Here is a 20,789-nt window from a genome sequence, read left to right as displayed (position 1 = left end):
CGTGCGATGGATGACCCTCGCCAGCGGTGTCGCAGGCGGCGCGACCGCTCTGAAGCGTGTGATGCAGAGCGCGGCGATGGGCTTCAAGCCGGGGCGCTTGGGCGCAATGGGTGCGGTGCGCGAAGCGGTGCGGAGAGGCGCGAAGACGCTCGCCACCTCGTGCGATAAGCGCACAACAGTGGGACGAGCCGCCTTGATCGCTCGCCGGGATCGGCCTAGCGTGCGCCGCAGTGTTGCGTCCTACGCCATGCATGGCGCGTCGATGCGAAGCCGCCGACCAGCGCCCATTCAAGGCGCAATCGGAAGCGGCTGCAGCACCGGCCCGGTTTCGCTGGTCCCGCCCATTCCCTGGTGATGGAGTTCGACATGTCGCAGGTTGCCGCCGTCCCGTCCACGCTGGTGCTGGAGCAGATGACGCCGTTCCAATGGCGCGCGGTGGCGCTCTGCGTGCTGCTCACCATGCTCGACGGGTTCGACGTCATGGCGATGGCGTTTACCGCGCCGCATGTTTCGGCCGAGTGGGCGCTGTCGGGCAAAACCCTCGGCATGCTGTTCAGTGCCGCCCTGGTGGGCATGACGGTCGGATCGCTGGGGTTGGCGCCGCTGGCCGATCGGATCGGTCGGCGGCCGATGATCCTGTGGTGCCTGGCCATCCTCACCGTCGGCATGGCCGCATCCGCGTTGGCGACCAGCGCCTGGCAACTGGCGGCGCTGCGGGCGCTCACCGGGCTTGGCATCGGCGGCATGCTGGCCTGCGTGGCGGTCATCACCGCCGAGTACGCCAATCCGCGCTGGCGCAATACCGCCCTGGCGCTGCAGGCGACCGGCTACCCGATCGGCGCGACCGTTGGCGGAGCCCTTGCGGCCGAGTTGCTGCTGCACTGGGGCTGGCCGTCGGTCTTCCTGCTGGGCGCGGCCGGGTCGCTGCTCTGCATCCCGCTGGTCAGCGCCCTGCTGCCGGAGTCGTTGGCGTTCCTGATCGCCCGCCGGCCGACCGACGCGCTGACCCGCCTGAATGCCTTGCTGACGCGCATGCGCATGTCGCCGCGTGGCGTATTGCCGCCTGCGGCAACGCAGGATGGGGCGGCGCGCGGCTATGCGGCGTTGTTCACCGCCACGCAATGGCGGCAGAGCGTGTTGATCGCACTGGCGTTCTTCATGCTGATGTTTACGTTCTACTTCGTGCTGAACTGGACGCCCAAGCTGCTGGTGAACGCAGGACTGTCGGCGGCACAAGGTGTCACCGGCGGGGTCCTGCTCAATCTGGGCGGCATCGCCGGTGGCGCGATGTTGAGCGCCTTGGCCGCGCGGGTGCCGATGACGCGGCTGACTGCCGTCTCCTTGCTTGGCTCGGCTGCGGTAATGGTGGCCTTCGGTGCCTACAGCGCACGCCTGGATTGGGCGTTTGGCCTGGCGGTGTTGACCGGCGTGCTGATGTTCGGCGCGATCGCCGGCATGTATGCGGTCGCGCCCTGCCTCTACGACGCGACGGTGCGCTCCACCGGCATGGGCTGGGCGATCGGCGTCGGGCGGATCGGCGCCATCCTCTCACCGCTGTGCGTCGGCGTGCTGGTCGATGCGCAGTGGCCACCGAGCACCCTCTATCTGGTGTGTGCCGCGCCGCTGCTGCTGGCCACCGCTGCGGTGCTGGGCGTGCGCCGAACGTAGTGTAGAACGGTCCAGTCCGCTGGCGGCGTGTGTGTGTGTCGCGGTTGCAAAGAATTCCCCACTTCTGCCGATACTCCCTCAGACCCGTCACAGCAATGGCGGGGCTTGGCGGATTTCACGCAGATCAGTGCGGGTATGCTCAGAACCATTGACTCCAACCAGTTGCGCCCCGGCATGTACGTCCACAAGCTGCTGGGCGCCTGGGTGCACCATCCTTTCTGGAAGACCTCGTTCCTGGTCGACGCGGATGCCGTGGCCAAGATCCATGACAGCCGGATCGAGCAGTTGGTGATCGACACCACGCGCGGCCTGGATCTGGAGAGCGGTGCTGCGCGCAACGATCACGTGACGGAGGCGCCCGCCGATCCGCAGCCCGACAGTGCGCCGTCGGAGAGCCACAGTGCGGCGTCGACGCGCAGCGCACAGGTGCAGACCCAGATCGGGATCGAAGCGGAAGTCGTGCGGGCGCGGCGCATCTTCGAGGATGGCCGCGATACCGTCGAAGCGATGTTTCGCGACATCCGGCTGGGACGCACCGTGGATACCGAGGCGGCGATGCCGCTGGTGGAGGCGATCAATGCGTCGGTGCTGCGTCATCCGCAGGCGCTGATCAGCGTGGCACGGCTGAAGACCGCCGACGACTACACCTATCTGCACTCGATGGCGGTGGCCGGGTTGATGAGCGGGCTGGCACGCCAATTGGGCCTGTCCGATGGGCAGGTGGTGGAAGCGGCGATGGGGGGATTGCTCCACGACATGGGCAAGGCGGTCACGCCGCTGGAGATCCTCAACAAACCCGGTCGGCTGACCGATGAGGAAATGGACGTCATGCGGCAGCATCCGGTCGACGGCCATCGCCTGCTGGTCGCCGGTGGCGTGCAAAACGCGGTGGTGCTGGAGATCGCCATGCATCATCACGAGAAGATGGATGGCAGCGGCTATCCCGACCGGCTGGCCGGCGATGGGATTTCGCTGATGTCGCGCATGGGCGCGGTGTGCGATGTCTACGATGCCATCAGCTCCGATCGTCCCTACAAGCGCGGCTGGGATCCGGCCGAGTCGCTCAAACGCATGGCGTCCTGGCACGGGCATTTCGATCCGGTGGTGTTCCAGGCCTTCGTGCGCCGCTTGGGCATCTACCCGGTCGGCTCGCTGGTGCGGCTGGAGTCGCAGAAACTGGCCGTGGTGATCGAACAGACGCCCGATGCCTTGCTGCGGCCCAAGGTGCGCGTGTTCTACTCGGCCAAGCTGCGTAGCCATGTCCTGCGGCAGGACATCGATCTGTCGCGTGCGGACTGCCAGGACCGCATCGTGCAGATGGAAACCCCCGCCGACTGGGGCTTCCGCGATATCGAAAAGCTCTGGTTGCCCTAACGCGGGCTGCCATCGGGGCGAGAGGGCAGAGCGGACGCACCGCCGGCGAGAGCGGTGATGGGCCAGCGCTGCGCAGCGCTCGGAAGGGGCCGGCGTTCTGTCGCTTAGCGGACACGACTATGCTGCGGTGCAGCTTGGCAATGTAGTTATGATAAATAACTATTCGGCATCGCAACCAATTGCCGACTTGCTATGCCGCGATCGCGCCCGCCCCACGGTTACCGTCCATCCGGTGTTTGCGTTGCCGGGTCTGGCGTTCGCCGCGGCGATGCCTTGCAGGCGAGCGCAGCGGCAATCTGCTGCCTGCAGCAAAACGTGCACCCCTCAGCCTTGTCTACAATGCGGTGCATGCCGCGGAACGGCGGTATGTACCGTGAGCCGGCCACGTGCCAGGTTCGTCTCCGTCCTTCCCGCGAGAGCCGCCATGTCCGCCGATCCAACTTCCATGCTGCCGTCCGATGCGGTGACCAGCGTCGATCAGTCGCGGTTGCTGCGGATGTTGGGCTATCGCATCACCCGCACCGAATTGATGGTGCGGCGAATGTTCCAGGACTGTGTGGCCGCCTTCGACCTGAAGCCGGTCGATTTTTCGCTGCTGATGCTGGTGGACACCAATCCTGGAATCAATCAACGCCAGATCGGCGAGGTCCTGCGCGTCTCACCGCCCAATCTGGCCATCGTGGTGGCGCGGTTGGTCCAGCGCCGGCTGATCCGTCAGGTCCGTGGCAGCCAGGACCGACGCATGCAGCACCTGTCACTGACCGCCACCGGGGCCAGCGTGCTGGCGCAAGCCGAACAGCAGGTCCTGCGCATGGAGCAACAATTGAGCGCCGTGCTCGGTGTCAGCGAAGCGCCGTTATTGCGGGCGCTGGATCGACTGGACCGGCTCGACACGCCGTAGGCGCGAAGCGCGCGGCGCTGGCCGCGGCGATCCCTGGTGGCGTCATCGGCGCGTCTGCCGCGTCGGCATGCGCGTGCGCCGCGCGGCCACGCGATGGGCATGCGATCCGGTGCGCGCGGTCGCCGCGGCATCGCCTGTTGTCGCTTGCGATGTCGTCGTCTGCAGGCAGCAACGCCTGCGTCCCATCCCACCGCGCGTCAGCCCTGGCGCATGCGGCCCTGTCTGCCTTTGTCCCAGCACCGGCATTGCCGGTTCCATCCCCTGACGGAGAGTGGTAATGAGCTTGCACAACAAGACGATCGTGGTCACCGGTGTGGCATCGGGCATCGGCGCGGAGGTGGCGCGGCTGGCGCGCTTCCACGGCGCCACGGTCATCGGCGTGGATCGCACGCCGGTCCAGATGACGCTGCACGGGTTCCATCAGGCGGACCTTGGCGATCCCACCTCCATCGATACCTTGGTCAAGGCCTTGCCCGAGCGCATCGATGCGCTGGCCAATATTGCCGGCGTGCCGGGCACTGCGCCGCCGGACGTGGTGGCGCGGGTGAATTATTTGGGTCTGCGCCATCTCAGTCATGGCCTGTTGCCGCGCATCGTGCCGGGCGGCGCAATCATCAACGTGGCCTCCATCCTGGGTGCCGAGTGGCCGCAGCGCCTGGACTTGCACAAGCAGCTGGCGGCGGCCGACACCTTCGAGGCCGGCACGGCCTGGCTCAAGGCGCATCCGGTGCCTGACGAGACCTGCTACCAGTATTTCAAGGAAGCGCTGATCGTGTGGACGCTGATGAAGTCCTGGCCGTGGTTCGGTGACCATGGCGTGCGCGTCAACAACGTTTCGCCGGGGCCGGTGTTCACTCCCATCCTCAACGACTTTGCCACCATGCTCGGACCCGAGCGCGTCCAGGCCGATGCCAAGCGCATGAAGCGGCCGGCCTTTGCCGACGAGGTTGCCGAGGCGATCGTCTTCCTGGCTTCGGACGCGGCACGCTGGATCAACGGCATTACCTTGCCGGTCGATGGCGGCCTGGCGTCGACCACGCTGTAACCCTTACGACAACCGATGACTGCAGGAGACTGGACCATGAATGCTCTGCCCAGCGTACCGGATACCGCCACCGATGCTCCCGCCTGGCACGGCCGTATTTTCAATGGCGATTGGGTGCCCGGTGGCGCCGGGGTTGCGCAGATCCGCGAGCCTGCCACCGGCGCCGTGCTGCACGAGGTTGGCAAGGCCGACCTGGCCGATGTCGCCGCGGCCGTCGCCCAGGCCAAACAGGCCCAGCGTGCCTGGGCGGCGCTGCCGCCGCGCGAACGCGCCGCGGTGTTCTACCGCGCTGCGCAGTTGCTGGAAGCGCGCGCGGAAGAGGCGGCACTGCTGATCGCCCGCGAGACCGGCGGCATCCTGCCCAAGGCCCAGCGCGAAGTGGGCGAAGCGATGGTCATGCTGCAACAGGCAGCAGCGATGCCGCTGCAGGCGCAAGGCCAGGTGCTGCCGACCGATGCCGGGCAGCTCAGCCTGGCACGGCGGGTTCCGCTGGGCGTGGTGGGCGTGATCTCGCCATTCAACTTCCCGCTGATCCTGTCGATGCGCTCGGTCGCGCCGGCGCTGGCGGTGGGCAATGCCGTCATCCTCAAGCCCGATCCGCGCACGCCGTACACCGGCGGCGCGATCATCGCCCACGTGCTGCAGGATGCAGGCCTGCCGAAGGGGCTATTGCACGTGCTCAATGGCGACGGTCAGATCGGCCAGGCGATCGTGGAAGCACCGGACGTGCCGATGATCGCCTTCACCGGTTCCACCGCCGCCGGCCGGCGGATTGGCGAGATCGCAGGACGTCATCTGAAGAAGGTCGCGCTGGAACTGGGTGGCAACAATGCGGTGATCGTGCTCGACGATGCGGACCTGGACAAGGCCGCATCGGCAGTGGCTTTTGGCGCCTACATGCATCAGGGCCAGATTTGCATGGCGACCGGACGCGTACTGGTGCAGCGCAAGGTGGCGCAGGCGTTGACCGAACGCCTGGCCGAGAAGGCACGTCATCTGCCCGTGGGCGATCCGGCCAGCGGCACGGTAGCACTGGGGCCGATCATCGACGAGCGACAGCTACAGCACGTGGTGGACATCGTGCGCGACAGCGTCGCTGCCGGTGCCGTCGTCGAAGCCGGCGGCAGCCACGAGGGCCTGTTCTACGCTCCGACGGTGTTGTCCAACGTCCGTCCCGGCATGCGCGTGTTCGACGAGGAAGTCTTCGGGCCGGTGATCAACATCGTTGCCTTCGACAGCGACGAAGAGGCGGTGGCGTTGGCCAATCAAGGCGAGTACGGCCTGGCGACCGGTATTCTGTCGGCGTCACTGACGCGGGCGATGGCGCTAGGCGAGCAATTGCACAGCGGCATGCTGCATATCAACGATCAGACCGTTGCCGACGAGGTGGTCAACCCGTTCGGAGGTACCGGTGCATCGGGCAATGGCACCAGCATGGGCGGACCGGCCGACTGGGAGCAGTACACCCACTGGCAGTGGATGACGATCAAGACCAACATCCCGCATTACCCGTTCTGATTGCGGTGGCGGCCTGCTCAGCCGGCACTGCGGAACTGCGTCGGCGAGCAGCCCGCGTGGCGGGCGAAGAAGCGGCTGAAGTAGGCCGCGTCGAAGAAGCCAAGGCTGGCGGCAATCTGCTGCACGCTCAAGGTCGTGTAGCGCAAGGTACGCCGCGCCTCGAGCATGAGCCGGCGCTGCAGCAACTGCAGCGCCGACGCACCGGCCAGTCGCTTGCATAAGGCATTGAGGTGGCCGGGGCTTACGCCCAGCCGATCGGCGTAGGCCGACAGCGGCCAGTGTTCGCGGTAGTGCTGGTCGATCAGCGCTTGATAGCCGCGCAGATGACGTAATCCCGGATCGGCCTGAGCGTCGATCATGGCCGCGTCCTGGGCGCGTTCCAAGGCAATGCGCGCGGTCCAGATCAGGATCTGCGCAGCGGTGGCCTGCAGCAACGCGTCGCGACCGACCCGCTGCCGTGCGTGATCGTCGGCCAGGCTGCCGAACAGCACATCCAGCAATTGCCGCGTCCCCTGGACCGGCAATATCTGTGGCGTCGTCAATGCTGTCTGCAAGGCCGTGGAAGCCGCAAGCACACTGCGCACCAGCGGCATGCACAAGGTGATGACATGGCCGCGCACGCGCGGGTCGAACAGGAAACCATGCACGCAGAGCGGTGGCAGCCAGAGCATGCTGGCGGCACTGATACGGTGATTCTGGCCATCCAGCTGCAGCGTTGCCGGGCCGCGTTGCACATACAGCAACTGCGCGAGATCTTCGTGCCGGTGCGGCGTGATGCGCCAATCGTGCAGACGACTCCGTGCGGCGATCGATTCCCAGTGCAACAGGTCCGGTCCGTCGGCGACCAGCTCGCCATACAAGCCGAATGCCGGCACCGGTGTACCTGAATGTGGTGCAGGCGACAGTCTTGGCATCGTCGAAAAGTCCAAGTGTTGCGGTCAATCATCCCTTCAAAGCCGTCGTTTGGCTACCGACACTGCGCTCATCTCCTTTCCTTGGCAGAACGACGTCCATGCGTACCGAGATCGCGATCATTGGCGCCGGCCCCTCCGGCTTATTGCTAGGTGAGTTGCTGCGTCAGGCCGGTATCGACACTGTACTGATCGAACGGCAGACGTCGGACCATGTGCGTAGTCGCATCCGCGCTGGCGTACTGGAACAGGGCAGCGTCGAGCTATTGCAGCGCGCCGGGGTCGGTGAACGCCTGCGGCGCGAGGGCCTGCCGCACACCGGCTTCGAGCTGTCGCTGGATGGACGCCGCGAGCGGATCGATCTGGTGCAAGGCTGCGGCCGCGGGGTGGTGGTGTACGGGCAGACCGAGGTCACCGCCGATCTGATGCAGGCGCGTGTAGCGAGCGGCGCGCGCAGTTACTACCAGGCCGAGGACGTCCGCCTGGGAGAGCTTTGCGGCCAGCGCCCGACGGTCGACTTCACTCATGAAGGTGTCGACGTTCGAGTGGAATGCGATTATGTCGTTGGCTGCGACGGCTACCACGGCGTCAGTCGCGCGAGTATTCCGCGCGAGCGCCTGAGCATCTTCGAGCGCGTCTACCCGTTCGGCTGGCTGGGCGTCTTGGCCGATACTCCGCCAGTCCACGACGAACTGATCTACGCACGCCACGCGCGTGGCTTTGCCCTGTGTTCGATGCGCTCACCCAGCCGCACCCGCTACTACGTGCAGGTGCCGGCTGACGCGCGGGTGCAGGACTGGAGCGATGCCGCATTCTGGACCGAGCTGCGCGCGCGTCTGCCGGCGGAACTGGCAGCCAAGCTGGTCACCGGGCCGTCGATCGAGAAGAGCATCGCGCCGCTGCGCAGCTTCGTCGCCGAGCCGATGCAGTACGGCCGGCTATTCCTGGCCGGCGATGCCGCGCATATCGTGCCGCCGACCGGCGCCAAGGGACTGAATCTGGCGCTGGCCGACGTCGGTCTGCTGGCGCAGCTGCTGACGCGCTGGAAGCACGACGGCGACAGCGAGTGCCTGCAGCAGTATTCGGCACTGGCGCTGCAGCGGGTATGGAAAGCCGAACGCTTCTCGTGGTGGATGACGAGCCTGCTGCACCGCTTCGATGACGAAGATCCCTTCACTGCGCGCATCCACAGTGCCGAACTGGATTATCTGCTGGGAAGCGAGGCCGGCCGCGCCACGCTAGCGGAGAACTATGCAGGGTTGCCGCTGGTCACCTTGCCGCAGCGTCAACGTCCACGGATGCAGGTCACCGCGTGATTACCTGGTGCGTTCAAGCGCCACTTGAGCGCCTGCATGTGGCTAGCGACGCGCTGAACGGCTCGCTACGGTAGCGACGATGCAGCGGCGCAGTCACGCGTGCTGCATCACATCCCCCAATCGCGGATTGCTGCAGGTGTCGTTGCGCCGCTGGCCTGTACCGTCCGCCGCCACCCAGGAGTGCTCCCATGAAACGCCTGTTGACTCGCTTGCTGTTGCTGACCCTGTTGCTTGCGCCGGTTGCCGGCTTTGCGCAAACGGCGGTGACGCCCAATCCCAACCACGAAAAATTGCTGGTGGGCTCCAACTGGTATGAGACCGCCAACAAGCGCCTGGTTTACGACTTCTGGCGCATCGTCTTCGAAGCCGGTCAGGTGCAGTACGCGCCGATGTACATGGACAAGAACTACATCCAGCACAACCCCAACGTCGCCAATGGCCGCGATGCCTTCATCGCGTTCCTGACCTCCTTCGTCAAGCCCTCGCCGATCAAGCCGCGCGTGCAGTTGCCGCTGGTCGCCATCACCGCTGACCATAACCTGGTGACGCTGGTGTCGGTACGCACCCTGCCGGATCCGCGCGATGCGTCCAAGACCTACACCACGACCTGGTTCGACATGTTCCTCATCGAGAACGGGCTGATCAAGGAACACTGGGACGCGGACACCCTTCGCGCCAATAACAGCGGACAGTAGACGGCCGCATGACCTGCTGTCGGCCCCGCAGCCATGGGCCGACGGTGTTGGCGGTCATTCGGCGCTATGGAGGCGTTGGCGCCCTGCGCCGGGGCGCGCCGACATGTTGCCGGCACCGATCGAGCGGTTGCAGTCGGGAACGCGCCAGCCCCATCGCACGCAACACCTGTCACGGCGATGGGTGACTGGCGCATGCTAGGTCAACTGATCCGAAAGCCCATCGTTGCTTCCACCGCCTGTTGCCAGCCGGCATAGAGTTGCCCGCGTTTGTCTTCGCTCATCTGCGGTTCGAAGCGACGATCCACCGCCCACTGCGCCGCGATTTCCTCGCGGCTGCTCCAGAAGCCGGTTGCCAGCCCGGCCAGATAGGCGGCACCCAGCGCGGTGGTTTCGGCGACCTGCGGCCGCAGCACCGGCACGTCGAGGATGTCGCTCTGGAACTGTGCCATGAAGTCGTTGGCGATCGCACCGCCATCGGCCCGCAGCTCCTTCAGCTCGATGCCGGAATCGCTCTGCATCGCGGTCAGCACGTCGCGGGTCTGGTAGGCCATCGATTCCACTGCCGCCCGCACGAAATGCTCCTTGCTGGTGCCGCGGGTCAGGCCGAACACCGCGCCGCGAATGTCGCTGCGCCAATACGGCGCACCCAGGCCGACGAAGGCCGGCACGAAGTAGACCCCGTCGTTATCGCCCGCACGCTCGGCATAGGCCTGCGAATCGCTGGCCTTGCCCAGCATGCGCAAGCCATCGCGCAACCACTGCACGACCGAACCGGCGACGAAGATCGCGCCTTCCAGCGCGTACTCGACCTTGCCGTCGACGCCCCAGGCGATGGTGGTCAGCAGGCCGGCCTTGGACGCTACCGCCTTGTCGCCGGTGTTCATCAGCATGAAACAGCCGGTGCCATAGGTGTTCTTGGCCATGCCCGGCTCGAAACAGGCCTGGCCGAACAAGGCCGCCTGCTGGTCGCCGGCGATACCGGCGATCGGCACCTGCTCGCCGTAGAAGTACTGGGTCTGGGTCATGCCGTAGACCTCGCTGGAGGAGCGCACCTCCGGCAGCATCTGCACCGGCACGTCCAGCATCTGCAGCAGCTCGGCGTCCCATTCCAGCGTGTGGATGTTGTACATCATCGTGCGCGAGGCATTGGTGTAGTCGGTGACGTGCACCTTGCCGCCGGTGAGGTTCCAGATCAGCCAGCTGTCGATGGTGCCGAACGCCAGCTCGCCCTTGCGTGCGCGCTCGCGGGCACCATCGACATGGTCCAGGATCCACTTGACCTTGGTGCCGGAAAAATACGCATCGATCAGCAGGCCGGTCTTCTCGCGCACCATCGGCTCATGGCCGGCTTCCTTGAGCTGGGTGCAGATGTCCTTGGTCTGCCGCGATTGCCAGACGATGGCGTTGTAGATCGGTTGACCGGTGGCGCGGTCCCAGACCACCGCGGTCTCGCGTTGGTTGGTGATGCCGATACCGGCGATGGCGCGGGCGTCGATCTGCGCGTTGTTGAGCAACTCGGTGATGGTGGTGTACACGCTGGTCATGATTTCGCGAGCGTTGTGCTCCACCCAACCGGGGTGCGGAAAGATCTGGGTGAACTCGCGCTGGGCCATACCCACGATCTGCCCCTGGCGATCGAACAGCATCGCGCGCGAGCTGGTGGTGCCCTGGTCGATCGCAAGGACGTACTGCTTTTCCATCGAAGCCTCCTCAAGCGGTGCCGGCGGCTGGCGCGGCAGAATAGGGTAGGGGCGATGCGCTGGCCGCATCGATGCGGATCACGGCGGATCCAGCGGTGGCGTGTGCCCTTGCAGATGGCGGACGCGCGCCGGTAGGAACGGCAGGATCAACCATTGGTAGGCCAGCGCACCCAGTGGTCCGCCGATCAGCGGGCCGACGATCGGCACCCACCAGTAGTTGTCCTTGGCGGGCAACGCCGACTCGCCCCAGCCAGCCAGATAGGCAAACAAGCGCGGGCCGAAGTCGCGCGCCGGATTCATTGCCCAGGCTTCCAGATATCCCATCGAGGCGCCCAGCGTGGCCACCAGCAGGCCGATCATCAACGCGCCGGAATTGGCGGTCGGTGCGGCCTCGTTGAAACGCTCGGTGATGGCGAAGATGCCGAACAGCAGCAGCGCGGTCATGATGATCTGGTCGACCAACGCATGCATCGGCGTCACTGCCAGGCCCGGTGCGGTGAAGAATACACCGGCGGCACCGCCAGCGTCGCGGGTGAGTTGGTGCAGCTGGTTGTAATGATCGATCACCGGCCCGTAGAGCTGGTGCACGAGCGCCGCGCCGATGAAGGCGCCGACGACCTGGGCGACCCAGTACGGCACCACCTTGCGCCACGGAAACTCGCGAAACATCGCCATTGCCAGGGTGACAGCGGGATTGGCGTGGGTGCCGGACACCGAGCCGGTGGCGTAGATCGCCAACGTGACGGCCAGGCCCCAGGCGATGCAGACCCCCCAGTACGCGTTTTGATACGGACTGGGGTCGTAGAGGATGTACATCGCCGCCACCGAGTCGCCCAGCGCGATGATGATGAACATCGCCACCGCTTCGGAGATCAGTTCTCCCAGCAACTGGCGGTTCATGCGTATACCCTCGTGCGGGCGCGGCGAGTGGAAGCGTGTGGTGCGCCGGTACGCGCGCAGGGGTCGTTGCTGGTGCCCATCGTGGTTACCCTCCAGTGAATCGATGAAGATGCCGGTGCGGTGATCGGCCTTGCCTGGCGACCCTCCTCGCCGGCAAGCCCGCAGCGGTCAGGCAGGAAGCGGTGACGCCTCGCGCTGCACGCGCGCATCCAAGCGGGCCTGCAGCCGTTGTTGGCCGTCGGCGGCGATGCGCAAACCCAGTTTGCTCCGCCGCCACAGGATGTCCTCGGCAGTGACCGCCCACTCGCGGTCGCAGAGATAGTCCACCTCGGCTTGATAGAGATGCGCGCCAAAGTGCTCGCCCAGATCCGCCAGTTGCTGCGCCTGGCCGAGCAGTTGTTCGGCACACGTGCCGTAGTTGCGGACCAGGCGGTGCGCCATGTCGGCAGGCAGCCAGGGCCGGGTACTGCGGACGCGCTCCAGCAGGGCCGGAATATCGCGCTGATCGCCGCCCGGCAGCGGCGCACCACGCGCCGTCCACGACGGAAGCCGTTGCGCCAAGGCCTGCGCCAGGCGATCAACGGCTTCTTCGGCGAGTTTGCGATAGGTGGTCAGCTTGCCGCCGAACACATTGAGCAGCGGCGCGCCGTCGGTGAGCAGATCCAACTGGTAGTCGCGGGTGACCTCGGAGGCGTTGTCCTCGGCATCATCGAGCAGCGGACGCACGCCGCTGTAGCTCCACACCACGTCGTGCGGTGCGATCTGCTGCTGGAAATACAGATTCGCGGCATCGCACAGGTATTGCACCTCGGCGGCGTCGATGCGCGGCGACGCCGGATCGGCCTCGTAGTCCACATCGGTGGTGCCGATCAAGGTGAAGTCGCTCTCGTACGGAATGGCGAAGACGATACGCCGGTCCGGCTGCTGAAAAATGTAAGCGTGGTCATGATCGAACAGTTTGGGCACCACGATGTGGCTGCCCTTGACCAGGCGCAGCGTGTGCTGATGCGGCACCTCCGCGACCTGGTCCAGAAAGCGCACGGCCCAGGGGCCAGCCGCATTGGCCAGGGCGCGTGCCCGTACCGTGCGGCGGCGGCCATCGCGCCCTTCCAGTTCGGCGTACCAGTGGCCGCTGTCGCGCCAGGCGCCGACGCAGCGCGTGCGGGTGTAAATCTGCGCGCCGCGTTGGGCGGCATCCATCGCATTGAGCACGACCAGGCGCGCATCCTGCACCCACGCATCGGAGTAGACGAATCCAGTCCGTAGCGACTCCTGCAGCGGCTGGCCCACCGCATGCGTGCGCAGCGACAGCCGCCGCGAGCGCGGCAGACTGCGCTTGCCGCCGCCCAGGTGGTCGTAAAGGAACAGACCCGCGCGAATCATCCATGCCGGGCGCAGATGCGGCTGGTGCGGCAGCAGGAAGCGCAGCGGCCAGATGATGTGCGGGGCTAGCCGCAGCAGCACTTCGCGCTCGGCCAATGCCTTGCCGACCAGGGCGAACTCGTACTGCTCCAGATAACGCAGGCCGCCGTGGATCAGTTTGGTGCTGGCGCTGCTGGTATGGGCAGCCAGATCGTCCTGCTCGCACAGGCACACCGACAGTCCGCGACCGGCCGCATCGCGGGCGATGCCGACACCGTTGATGCCGCCGCCCACCACCAGAAGATCGTACGTTTCGCTCATACCGCGCCTCGCTCGCCCGTCGGATCGAACTGAATGTCTCAAGTCCGAACATAATCGAACATGGCACCTTGCGGAAGCGTGAAGGCCTGGCAGACGGGCCTAACGCGGTGTTCCTTCTATCGACTCGAAATCTTCTATTGATGCAACGTATCAAAAGTGGCCGGCACGGCTCAGGCGGTGCGCAAACCGCTCACAAACGAACATCGGCCTAGCGGCCAGACCCGTCTGTCGCCAGGTGGACCCGGGTGCCGGCACTGGTCAGCAGCTCGCTCAGTTCGGCCGGCGGTGGGCGGTCGGTGAACCAGTCGTGGACCTGGGCGATGCTGCCCAGCCGCACCATGGCGTTGCGGCCAAGCTTGCTGTGATCGGCCGCCAGCAGCACCTGCCGCGAGTGCGCAATGATCGCCTGGGCCACCCGCACTTCCTGGTAGTCGAAGTCCAGCAGCGTGCCATCCAGATCGATGCCGGAGATGCCGATCACGCCGAAGTCGACCTTGAACTGGCGAATCAGCTCCACAGTCGCCTCGCCGGTGACGCCTTGGTCGCGCCCGCGGACCACGCCGCCGGCCACGATCACCTCAAAGCCGGGGTTGGCGCTGAGCATCACCGCGACGTTGAGGTTGTTGGTGATCACCCGCAGGCCGCGATGCTGCAGCAACGCCCGCGCCACTTCTTCGTTGGTGGTGCCGAGGTTGATGAACAGCGAGGCATCGTCGGGGATGAAGCGCGCGACCTGCGCGGCGATGTGCTGCTTTTCGCGGGCTTGCAGCGCCTTGCGCGCGGCATAGGCGAGGTTCTCCACGCTGGAGGGCGTGCTGACGCCGCCGTGATAGCGGCGCAACAGACCGGCATCGCACAGCAAGGTCAGATCGCGACGAATGGTCTGCGGGGTGACGTCGAAACGCGTGGCGAGCCCTTCCACCTCGGCAAAGCCCTGTTGGTGGACCAGGGCCACCAATTGTTCCTGGCGCGGGTTCAGTGCCGGCGCCTGGACGGTCCTGTAGTGAGTCGGCTCCATGCACAGATCATCGCCCATGTGCGCGAGGATGCAAGCGCGGCGGCAGCAGCGCCCGATGCCAGCCGCGCTGCCTTGCCTTGTTCACGCAGGTTCGGGTCGGTAGCCGGTGTCGATGCTGATGGTGCCGCCGACCGCGCGCGAAACGCAGGCGCAGAGCTTGCGATTCTCGCGGTGTTCGGCGTCGCTGAAGAACACGTCGCGATGATCGATGTCGGCCGACCGGTCCAGAACCTGGACCGCGCACAGCCCGCATTCGCCGCGCCGACAGTCGGCGATCAGTTCCACGCCGGCATCGGTCAGCGCATCGAGCATCGAGATGTTTTCCGGCACCGGCACTTCCAGGCCCAGCTGCGGCAATCGCACTACGAAGGCCTGCGCCGGCACCCGGCCGCTATTGCCGAAGGTCTCGAAGTGCAGGCGTGCCCGCGAGCGCCCACCGGCCTGCCAAAGCTGCCGCACCGCTTCGAGCATGCCCAGCGGCCCGCAGACATAGACCTCGGCATTGGGCGAGAGCGGCGCCAGCGCGGCGGCCAGGTCCGGCGTGCCGGACTGCGCGTCGCAATGCACCTGCAGGCGCTCGCCGAGCAAGGTCTCCAATTCGGCGACATAGGCCATGGTCTCGCGCGAGCGGCCCACATAGAGCATGCGGAAGGCGCGATGGCTGCGAGCCAACCGCTGCGCCATGCCGATGATCGGCGTCACACCGATGCCGCCGGCAATCAGCAGGATCTCTTCGCCGGATTCGTCGAGCGCAAAGTTGTTGCTGGGCGGTGAGATCTGCACTTCGTCGCCAGGCGCCAGCGTCCACATGTGGCGCGAGCCGCCGCGGCTGTCGGGCATCTGCCGCACGGCGATGTGATAGTGGCCATCGGCGCGCGGCTCGCCAACCAGCGAATACGAACGCACGTCCTCGCGGCCATGCAGCTGCAGGCGGATGTCCAGGTGGCTACCGACCTCGAAGCTGCGCGAGGCCGGGCCTGGATCGAGCACGATCTCGCGGACCTCGGCGCAGGCGTCGGCGACGCGGACCACGCGGGCGGGATGCCATTGGGTGTCTTTACGCATGCGAAGCTCCGGACAGGGACCGGCGGCGACGGCCGCCGTTGGAAAGGGGGACGGGCTCGATCAGCGCGCCACCGCGGACCTGTTCGCGCGCTGCAGGGCTCTGCAGGACCTGCTGCAGATTGCGGTGGGCCAGTCGCGCGTGTTCGCGCATCAACGCCTCGGCACGCGCGCCCTGACGGTGTTCGATGGCGGTGACGACATCGCGATGTTGCTGCTGGGCCAGCAGCAGGATCTGCCGTGAGTGGCGATCGGTGGTCTGCGCCTGCACCATGCCGCTGGGCGAGGCGAACGGCAACCGCACCGTACGCGCCATTTCGCGCTCCAGGATTGCGCTGCCGGCCATGCTGCACAGGAGGGCGTGGAAGTGTTCGTTGGCTTGCAGATAGGCGATGACGTCGATGCATTCGATCGGCACGGCGACGATGGCATCCAAGGTCTCGAGCAGCGCGTGTGCCTGTTGCAGGTCCGCCGCTGCGACACCGCGTTCGGCGGCCAGGCGGGCCGCCAGGCCTTCCAGGGTGCCGCGCAGCTCGATGGCGTCGTGCACGTCGGCCTCGCCGAACGCCTGCACCGCATAGCCGCCACCGGGCAACGCGCGCACCAGGCCTTCTTCGCACAGGCGCTGCAGGGCCGCACGGACCGGCGTGCGCGACACGCCAAGACGTTGCACCACCGCCAGTTCCGACAGCCGTGCCGTCACCGGCAGTTCGCCGGCGAGGATCTGTTCGCGCAGCGCCAACAGCGCGCGCGTGGTTTGCGCCGCGCTGCTGCGGAACGGACCGGTCGGGACGGGGCCGCTCATGCCGTCCTCAGCCGACCATGCGCAGCGACAGGTCCTGCACGCGCTGCTCCTGGGCGATCAACCGGTCGATTACCCGGCGTGCCCACATGCCGCCGGCATCGACGTTGAGGTTGTAGAACACGTGGTCCGGGTGGGCATCGATGGCGCGCTGCTGCGCCTCCAGCACCACTTCGTCTTCGCCGAAGATGCCGGTGACGCCATCGCGGGTGGTGGTGGTCAGCGATTGATCGTGCAGCGCATAGTTGCGCATGAAGGCCCAGTAGTAATGGCAGCTGCGATCGGTTTCCGGGGTCACGGTATTGAGCACATAACCATTGACGCCCTGGCTGCGGTCGCCTTCCGGCGCACCGGTGCCGGCGATCGCCACGCCGACATCGATGGCGATGGTGGCGGGTGCTTCGAAGCGAATGATCTGCCAGCGATCGACCTTGCCGTGGTAGCCGAGATGACGGGCGATCTGGCCGCCCCAGAACGGCGGCGGGTCGATGTTGTGCATCCAGCGCGAGACGGTGACGGTGCGCTCGCCATGCACGACATCGAACGGCGTTTCGGCCACCGCATCCTGACCGATGCTCGAGCCATGCACGAAGGTTTCGTGGGTCAGGTCCATCAGGTTGTCCAGCACCAGCCGGTAGTCGCACTTGGCATGGATGGTGCGGCCATCGCCGGCCCAGGCCGGGTCGTGCGCCCAGTGCAGATCCGGGATCAGTCGCGGGTCGGCCTTGGCCGGATCGCCGGGCCAGACCCAGACATAGCGGTGCTTCTCGGCGACCGGGAACGCGCGCACGCAGGCCGAGGGGTTGATCGTCTCCTGCGAGGGCATGTGCACGCAGCGCCCTTGGGCGTCGTAGGCCAGGCCGTGGTAGCCGCAAACCACGTCATCGCCGCGCAGCCGTCCCAGCGACAGCGGTACCAGCCGATGCCAGCAGGCGTCTTCCAGCGCCACCACCTTGCCGGCGCTGGTGCGGTAGACCACCACATCCAGATTGCACACCTTGCGGGGCGCGAGCGCGTGCTTGATCTCGTGGTCCCAGGCGATGGCGTACCACGCATTGAGGGGAAACAACGGTTTGGACTCGGACATGACCGGACTCCACGGGTTGTATACAAGCGCCGACGACAGCGGGGGGGCGGCGGAAGGACGGGGGACGCCGCGGCAATGCTGGCGTCTGCTTGCGAGCGACGTTATGTATACACCGGAGACAATCTGAGCGCGCAGCGATGCGCACGGTTTTGTTCGATTATCGAATCAGTGAGGCGATAATCGGATTGACCAGGTTCGTCTCCGGCCTCTACCTTGGCGCCGTGCCCGCGCTGCAAGGAGTGATGCCATGGCCGAAATCGTGTCCCTGTCCACTGCCGTTGCGCAGTTGATCGCCGATGGCGATTGCGTGGCGATGGAGGGCTTCACCCACCTGATTCCGCACGCGGCCGGGCACGAAGTGATCCGCCAGCGCAAGCGCGGACTGCAGCTGGTGCGCATGACCCCCGATCTGATCTACGACCAGCTGATCGGCGCCGGCTGCGCGGCCAGCCTGCGCTTCTCCTGGGGCGGCAACCCTGGGGTCGGCTCGCTGCATCGGCTGCGCGATGCGGTCGAGCATGGCTGGCCGCAACCGCTGCAGCTGCGCGAGCACAGCCATGCCGACCTCGCCAACGCCTACGTTGCCGGCGCCTCCGGGCTGCCGTTCGCCGTGCTGCGCGGCTATGTCGGCTCTGACCTGCCGCGCGTCAACGACAGCATCCGTTTCCTGCAGTGCCCCTATACCGGCCAGACCCTGGCGACCTCGCCGGCGATCAATCCGGATGTCACGGTGATCCATGCCCAGCAGGCCGATCGGCGCGGCAACGTGCTGCTGTGGGGCATCCTCGGCGTGCAGAAAGAAGCGGCACTGGCCGCGCGCAAGGTGATCGTGACGGTGGAGGACATCGTCGACACGCTCGATGCCCCGCCCAATGCCTGCATCCTGCCGCGCTGGGTGGTCAGCGCGGTGTGTCACGTGCCCGGCGGCGCGGCGCCGTCGTATGCGCATGGGTATTACGCCCGCGACAACCGCTTCTATCTGGCCTGGGACGCGATCGCACGCGATCGCGAACGTTTCCAGGCCTGGGTCCAGACCCACGTACTGGACACCGAGGATTTCGCCGACTACCAGCGCGTGCAGGCGCAGACCCTACAGCAGGCTGCCGCATGAGCGACTACACCACCAACGAAATGATGACCGTCGCGGCCGCGCGGCGCCTGCCCGACGGCGCGGTGTGCTTCGTCGGGATCGGGCTGCCGTCCACCGCCGCCAATCTGGCCCGTCTCACGCATGCGCCCGATGTCACCCTGATCTACGAATCCGGGCCGATCGGCGCGCGTCCGGACGTGTTGCCGTTGTCCATCGGCGATGGCGAGTTGGCCGAGACCGCCGACACCGTGGTGTCCACGCCGGAGATCTTTCGCTATTGGCTGCAGGGCGGACGGGTGGACGTGGGTTTTCTCGGCGCCGCGCAGATCGATCGCCACGCCAATCTCAACACCACCGTGATCGGACCCTACGACGCGCCACGCACACGGCTGCCGGGCGCCGGCGGAGCGCCGGAAATCGCCACCAGCGCCAAGCAGGTCTTCATCATCCTGCGGCAGTCGCCGCGGACGTGCGTGCCGAAGCTGGATTTCGTCACCACGGTCGGTCATCTGGACGGCGGCGATGCGCGCCAGCGTGCCGGGCTGCCGGGCGCCGGCCCCACCGTGGTGGTGACTGACTTGTGCGTCATGGAGCCCGATCCGGTCACGCGCGAGCTGACCGTTACCTCGCTGCATCCGGGCATCAGTCGCGAACAGGTAGTGGCGGCGACGGGTTGGCCGCTGCGCTTTGCCGACGTGGTGAGCGAGACCGCGCCGCCCAGCGAGACAGAATTGCAGGCCTTGCGCGCGCTGCAGGCACGGACTGCTGCCGCCCACGGCACCCAGAGCGCGGGAGCAGAGGCATGAGCGAGGTCTATCTGGTCGATGGCTTGCGTACCCCGATCGGTCGTTATGGTGGCGCGCTGGCACGGGTGCGCGCCGACGACCTGGCGGCGTTGCCGATCGCCGCGCTGCTGGCCCGGCATCCGCAGTTGCCGGCCGCGGCGATCGACGAGGTCTGCCTGGGCTGTGCCAACCAGGCCGGCGAAGACAATCGCAATGTCGCGCGCATGGCAGCGTTGCTGGCCGGGCTGCCGAGCACGGTGCCCGGCAGCACCGTCAACCGCCTGTGCGGTTCCGGCCTGGATGCGGTGGCGGCGATGGCGCGCGGCATCGCCAGCGACGAGCTGTCCCTGGCTATTGCCGGTGGCGTGGAATCGATGTCGCGCGCGCCGTGGGTGATGGGCAAGGCCGAGACCGCGTTCGCCCGCGGTCAGCAACTGGAAGACACCACCATGGGCTGGCGCTTCGTCAATCCGCGCATGCGGGCCACCTATGGCGTGGACACCATGGGCGAGACTGCAGAGAACGTCGCCGAGCGCCATGGCATCAGCCGTGAGGACCAGGATGCGTTCGCGCTGCGCAGCCAACAGCGGACCGCGGCCGCGCAGGCCGTTGGCTTTTTCGACGGCGAGTTGTTGCGCGTGGATGCACCCGCCGGCAAGCGCGGCGAGACCGTGCAAGTCGTCCATGACGAACATCCGCGGCCGGAGACCACCGCGGCGATGCTGGCCAGGTTGGCACCGGCGTTCCGCCAGCCGGGAACGGTGACGGCCGGCAATGCCTCCGGCATCAATGACGGCGCCGCCGCCTTGCTGTTGGCATCGGCGCAGGCGGTGCAAACGCATGGTTTACGGCCACGCGCACGCGTGCTCGGTTTCGCGGCGGCCGGCGTCGAGCCGGCCTACATGGGCATCGGCCCGGTGCCGGCGACGGAGCGCTTGCTGGCCCGCCTCGGGCTGCGCATCGACCAATTCGATGCGATCGAACTCAACGAAGCCTTCGCCGCCCAGGCGCTGGCCTGCACGCGCGCGTTCGGGCTGGCCGATGACGCCGCCCACGTCAACGCCAACGGCGGCGCCATCGCGCTGGGGCATCCGCTCGGCATGAGCGGCGCGCGGCTGGTGTTGACCCTGTTGCGGCGGCTGGAAGCCGACAACGGACGCCGCGGCCTGGCCACCATGTGCGTCGGGGTCGGGCAGGGCGTGGCATTGGCGATCGAACGGATCTGAGCATGCGC

At 66.7% G+C, this 20,789-nt stretch carries 18 protein-coding genes; 10 read left to right on the top strand and 8 right to left on the bottom strand.

The window, feature by feature from the left end; genetic code table 11:
• The first annotated feature begins 366 nt into the window (after positions 1-366).
• The 5 genes from CKY51_RS06005 (at position 367) to CKY51_RS05985 (ending at position 6,506) form a co-directional block, all read left to right on the top strand.
• Positions 367-1,668, top strand: coding sequence for an MFS transporter (locus tag CKY51_RS06005; RefSeq protein ID WP_031338919.1), 1,302 nt, complete (start codon positions 367-369; stop codon positions 1,666-1,668).
• A 135-nt stretch (positions 1,669-1,803) separates the two neighbouring features.
• Positions 1,804-3,042 carry an HD-GYP domain-containing protein gene (locus tag CKY51_RS06000; RefSeq protein WP_031338921.1) on the top strand — a complete coding sequence of 413 codons (1,239 nt, stop codon included), beginning with the start codon at positions 1,804-1,806 and terminating at the stop codon, positions 3,040-3,042.
• 424 nt (positions 3,043-3,466) lie between these two features.
• Entirely contained in the window at positions 3,467-3,943 is a 477-nt protein-coding gene (locus CKY51_RS05995; RefSeq protein WP_038219760.1) for a MarR family winged helix-turn-helix transcriptional regulator, read from the top strand.
• 277 nt (positions 3,944-4,220) lie between these two features.
• Positions 4,221-4,988, top strand: coding sequence for a coniferyl-alcohol dehydrogenase (locus tag CKY51_RS05990; protein ID WP_022971363.1), 768 nt, complete (start codon positions 4,221-4,223; stop codon positions 4,986-4,988).
• 36 nt (positions 4,989-5,024) lie between these two features.
• A complete protein-coding gene (locus tag CKY51_RS05985) occupies positions 5,025-6,506 on the top strand; it encodes a benzaldehyde dehydrogenase (protein WP_022971364.1) in 1,482 nt (493 codons plus the stop codon).
• Positions 6,507-6,523: 17 nt separating this feature from the next.
• Here the strand turns inward: CKY51_RS05985 and CKY51_RS05980 are convergent, their stop codons facing one another.
• Positions 6,524-7,420: a helix-turn-helix domain-containing protein gene (locus tag CKY51_RS05980; protein ID WP_052172226.1), complete on the bottom strand. Its 897-nt coding sequence runs from the start codon at positions 7,418-7,420 to the stop codon at positions 6,524-6,526.
• 98 nt (positions 7,421-7,518) lie between these two features.
• On the opposite strand from CKY51_RS05980, the gene pobA reads away from it, so the two are divergent.
• Together pobA and CKY51_RS05970 are read left to right on the top strand one after the other, a co-directional pair.
• A complete protein-coding gene (gene pobA / locus CKY51_RS05975) occupies positions 7,519-8,733 on the top strand; it encodes a 4-hydroxybenzoate 3-monooxygenase (RefSeq protein WP_022971366.1) in 1,215 nt (404 codons plus the stop codon).
• 188 nt (positions 8,734-8,921) lie between these two features.
• On the top strand, positions 8,922-9,428 hold the full coding sequence (locus CKY51_RS05970) for a nuclear transport factor 2 family protein (RefSeq protein ID WP_022971367.1): 507 nt from the start codon (positions 8,922-8,924) through the stop codon (positions 9,426-9,428).
• A gap of 200 nt (positions 9,429-9,628) precedes the next feature.
• On the opposite strand, the gene glpK is transcribed toward CKY51_RS05970, so the two are convergent.
• From glpK to CKY51_RS05935, 7 genes are all read right to left on the bottom strand, one after another.
• The gene (glpK, locus tag CKY51_RS05965) at positions 9,629-11,128 is read right to left on the bottom strand and encodes a glycerol kinase GlpK (RefSeq protein ID WP_022971368.1); all 1,500 of its coding nucleotides are present in this window, start codon (positions 11,126-11,128) and stop codon (positions 9,629-9,631) included.
• 78 nt (positions 11,129-11,206) lie between these two features.
• Positions 11,207-12,028, bottom strand: coding sequence for an MIP/aquaporin family protein (locus CKY51_RS05960; RefSeq protein ID WP_022971369.1), 822 nt, complete (start codon positions 12,026-12,028; stop codon positions 11,207-11,209).
• A gap of 168 nt (positions 12,029-12,196) precedes the next feature.
• Positions 12,197-13,711, bottom strand: a complete 1,515-nt coding sequence (gene glpD / locus CKY51_RS05955) for a glycerol-3-phosphate dehydrogenase (protein WP_022971370.1) — start codon at positions 13,709-13,711, stop codon at positions 12,197-12,199.
• A 208-nt stretch (positions 13,712-13,919) separates the two neighbouring features.
• Complete coding sequence (locus CKY51_RS05950) at positions 13,920-14,747, bottom strand: DeoR/GlpR family DNA-binding transcription regulator (protein ID WP_022971371.1); 828 nt, start codon at positions 14,745-14,747, stop codon at positions 13,920-13,922.
• A 63-nt stretch (positions 14,748-14,810) separates the two neighbouring features.
• On the bottom strand, positions 14,811-15,794 hold the full coding sequence (locus CKY51_RS05945) for a PDR/VanB family oxidoreductase (RefSeq protein ID WP_022971372.1): 984 nt from the start codon (positions 15,792-15,794) through the stop codon (positions 14,811-14,813).
• Complete coding sequence (locus CKY51_RS05940) at positions 15,787-16,596, bottom strand: GntR family transcriptional regulator (protein ID WP_022971373.1); 810 nt, start codon at positions 16,594-16,596, stop codon at positions 15,787-15,789. The genes CKY51_RS05945 and CKY51_RS05940 overlap by 8 nt, the downstream gene beginning before the upstream one ends.
• 7 nt (positions 16,597-16,603) lie before the next feature.
• Positions 16,604-17,680 carry an aromatic ring-hydroxylating dioxygenase subunit alpha gene (locus CKY51_RS05935; RefSeq protein ID WP_022971374.1) on the bottom strand — a complete coding sequence of 359 codons (1,077 nt, stop codon included), beginning with the start codon at positions 17,678-17,680 and terminating at the stop codon, positions 16,604-16,606.
• 247 nt (positions 17,681-17,927) lie between these two features.
• Between CKY51_RS05935 and CKY51_RS05930 the strand changes: the two genes are divergently transcribed.
• From CKY51_RS05930 to pcaF, 3 genes are read left to right on the top strand one after another with little or no spacing between them, the layout of a single operon-like run.
• Positions 17,928-18,791: a CoA transferase subunit A gene (locus CKY51_RS05930; RefSeq protein ID WP_022971375.1), complete on the top strand. Its 864-nt coding sequence runs from the start codon at positions 17,928-17,930 to the stop codon at positions 18,789-18,791.
• Complete coding sequence (locus tag CKY51_RS05925) at positions 18,788-19,576, top strand: CoA-transferase subunit beta (RefSeq protein ID WP_022971376.1); 789 nt, start codon at positions 18,788-18,790, stop codon at positions 19,574-19,576. Before CKY51_RS05930 ends, CKY51_RS05925 begins: the two co-directional genes overlap by 4 nt.
• Positions 19,573-20,781, top strand: a complete 1,209-nt coding sequence (gene pcaF / locus CKY51_RS05920) for a 3-oxoadipyl-CoA thiolase (protein WP_022971377.1) — start codon at positions 19,573-19,575, stop codon at positions 20,779-20,781. Before CKY51_RS05925 ends, pcaF begins: the two co-directional genes overlap by 4 nt.
• The last annotated feature ends 8 nt before the right edge of the window (positions 20,782-20,789 follow it).

Origin of the sequence: Xanthomonas maliensis (assembly GCF_009192945.1) — a bacterium.
Taxonomy (GTDB): Bacteria; Pseudomonadota; Gammaproteobacteria; order Xanthomonadales; family Xanthomonadaceae; genus Xanthomonas; species Xanthomonas maliensis.
The sequence above is the reverse complement of the archived record's forward strand: the minus strand, read 5'-3'. Positions and strand labels throughout refer to the sequence as shown.

Bases quoted from the DNA above. Each gene is read 5' to 3' on its own strand.
- CKY51_RS06005 (WP_031338919.1), top strand. From the start codon at position 367: ATGTCGCAGGTTGCCGCCGTCCCGTCCACGCTGGTGCTGGAGCAGATG.
- CKY51_RS06000 (WP_031338921.1), top strand. From the start codon at position 1,804: ATGCTCAGAACCATTGACTCCAACCAGTTGCGCCCCGGCATGTACGTC.
- CKY51_RS05995 (WP_038219760.1), top strand. From the start codon at position 3,467: ATGTCCGCCGATCCAACTTCCATGCTGCCGTCCGATGCGGTGACCAGC.
- CKY51_RS05990 (WP_022971363.1), top strand. From the start codon at position 4,221: ATGAGCTTGCACAACAAGACGATCGTGGTCACCGGTGTGGCATCGGGC.
- CKY51_RS05985 (WP_022971364.1), top strand. From the start codon at position 5,025: ATGAATGCTCTGCCCAGCGTACCGGATACCGCCACCGATGCTCCCGCC.
- CKY51_RS05980 (WP_052172226.1), bottom strand. From the start codon at position 7,420: ATGCCAAGACTGTCGCCTGCACCACATTCAGGTACACCGGTGCCGGCA.
- pobA (WP_022971366.1), top strand. From the start codon at position 7,519: ATGCGTACCGAGATCGCGATCATTGGCGCCGGCCCCTCCGGCTTATTG.
- CKY51_RS05970 (WP_022971367.1), top strand. From the start codon at position 8,922: ATGAAACGCCTGTTGACTCGCTTGCTGTTGCTGACCCTGTTGCTTGCG.
- glpK (WP_022971368.1), bottom strand. From the start codon at position 11,128: ATGGAAAAGCAGTACGTCCTTGCGATCGACCAGGGCACCACCAGCTCG.
- CKY51_RS05960 (WP_022971369.1), bottom strand. From the start codon at position 12,028: ATGAACCGCCAGTTGCTGGGAGAACTGATCTCCGAAGCGGTGGCGATG.
- glpD (WP_022971370.1), bottom strand. From the start codon at position 13,711: ATGAGCGAAACGTACGATCTTCTGGTGGTGGGCGGCGGCATCAACGGT.
- CKY51_RS05950 (WP_022971371.1), bottom strand. From the start codon at position 14,747: ATGGGCGATGATCTGTGCATGGAGCCGACTCACTACAGGACCGTCCAG.
- CKY51_RS05945 (WP_022971372.1), bottom strand. From the start codon at position 15,794: ATGCGTAAAGACACCCAATGGCATCCCGCCCGCGTGGTCCGCGTCGCC.
- CKY51_RS05940 (WP_022971373.1), bottom strand. From the start codon at position 16,596: ATGAGCGGCCCCGTCCCGACCGGTCCGTTCCGCAGCAGCGCGGCGCAA.
- CKY51_RS05935 (WP_022971374.1), bottom strand. From the start codon at position 17,680: ATGTCCGAGTCCAAACCGTTGTTTCCCCTCAATGCGTGGTACGCCATC.
- CKY51_RS05930 (WP_022971375.1), top strand. From the start codon at position 17,928: ATGGCCGAAATCGTGTCCCTGTCCACTGCCGTTGCGCAGTTGATCGCC.
- CKY51_RS05925 (WP_022971376.1), top strand. From the start codon at position 18,788: ATGAGCGACTACACCACCAACGAAATGATGACCGTCGCGGCCGCGCGG.
- pcaF (WP_022971377.1), top strand. From the start codon at position 19,573: ATGAGCGAGGTCTATCTGGTCGATGGCTTGCGTACCCCGATCGGTCGT.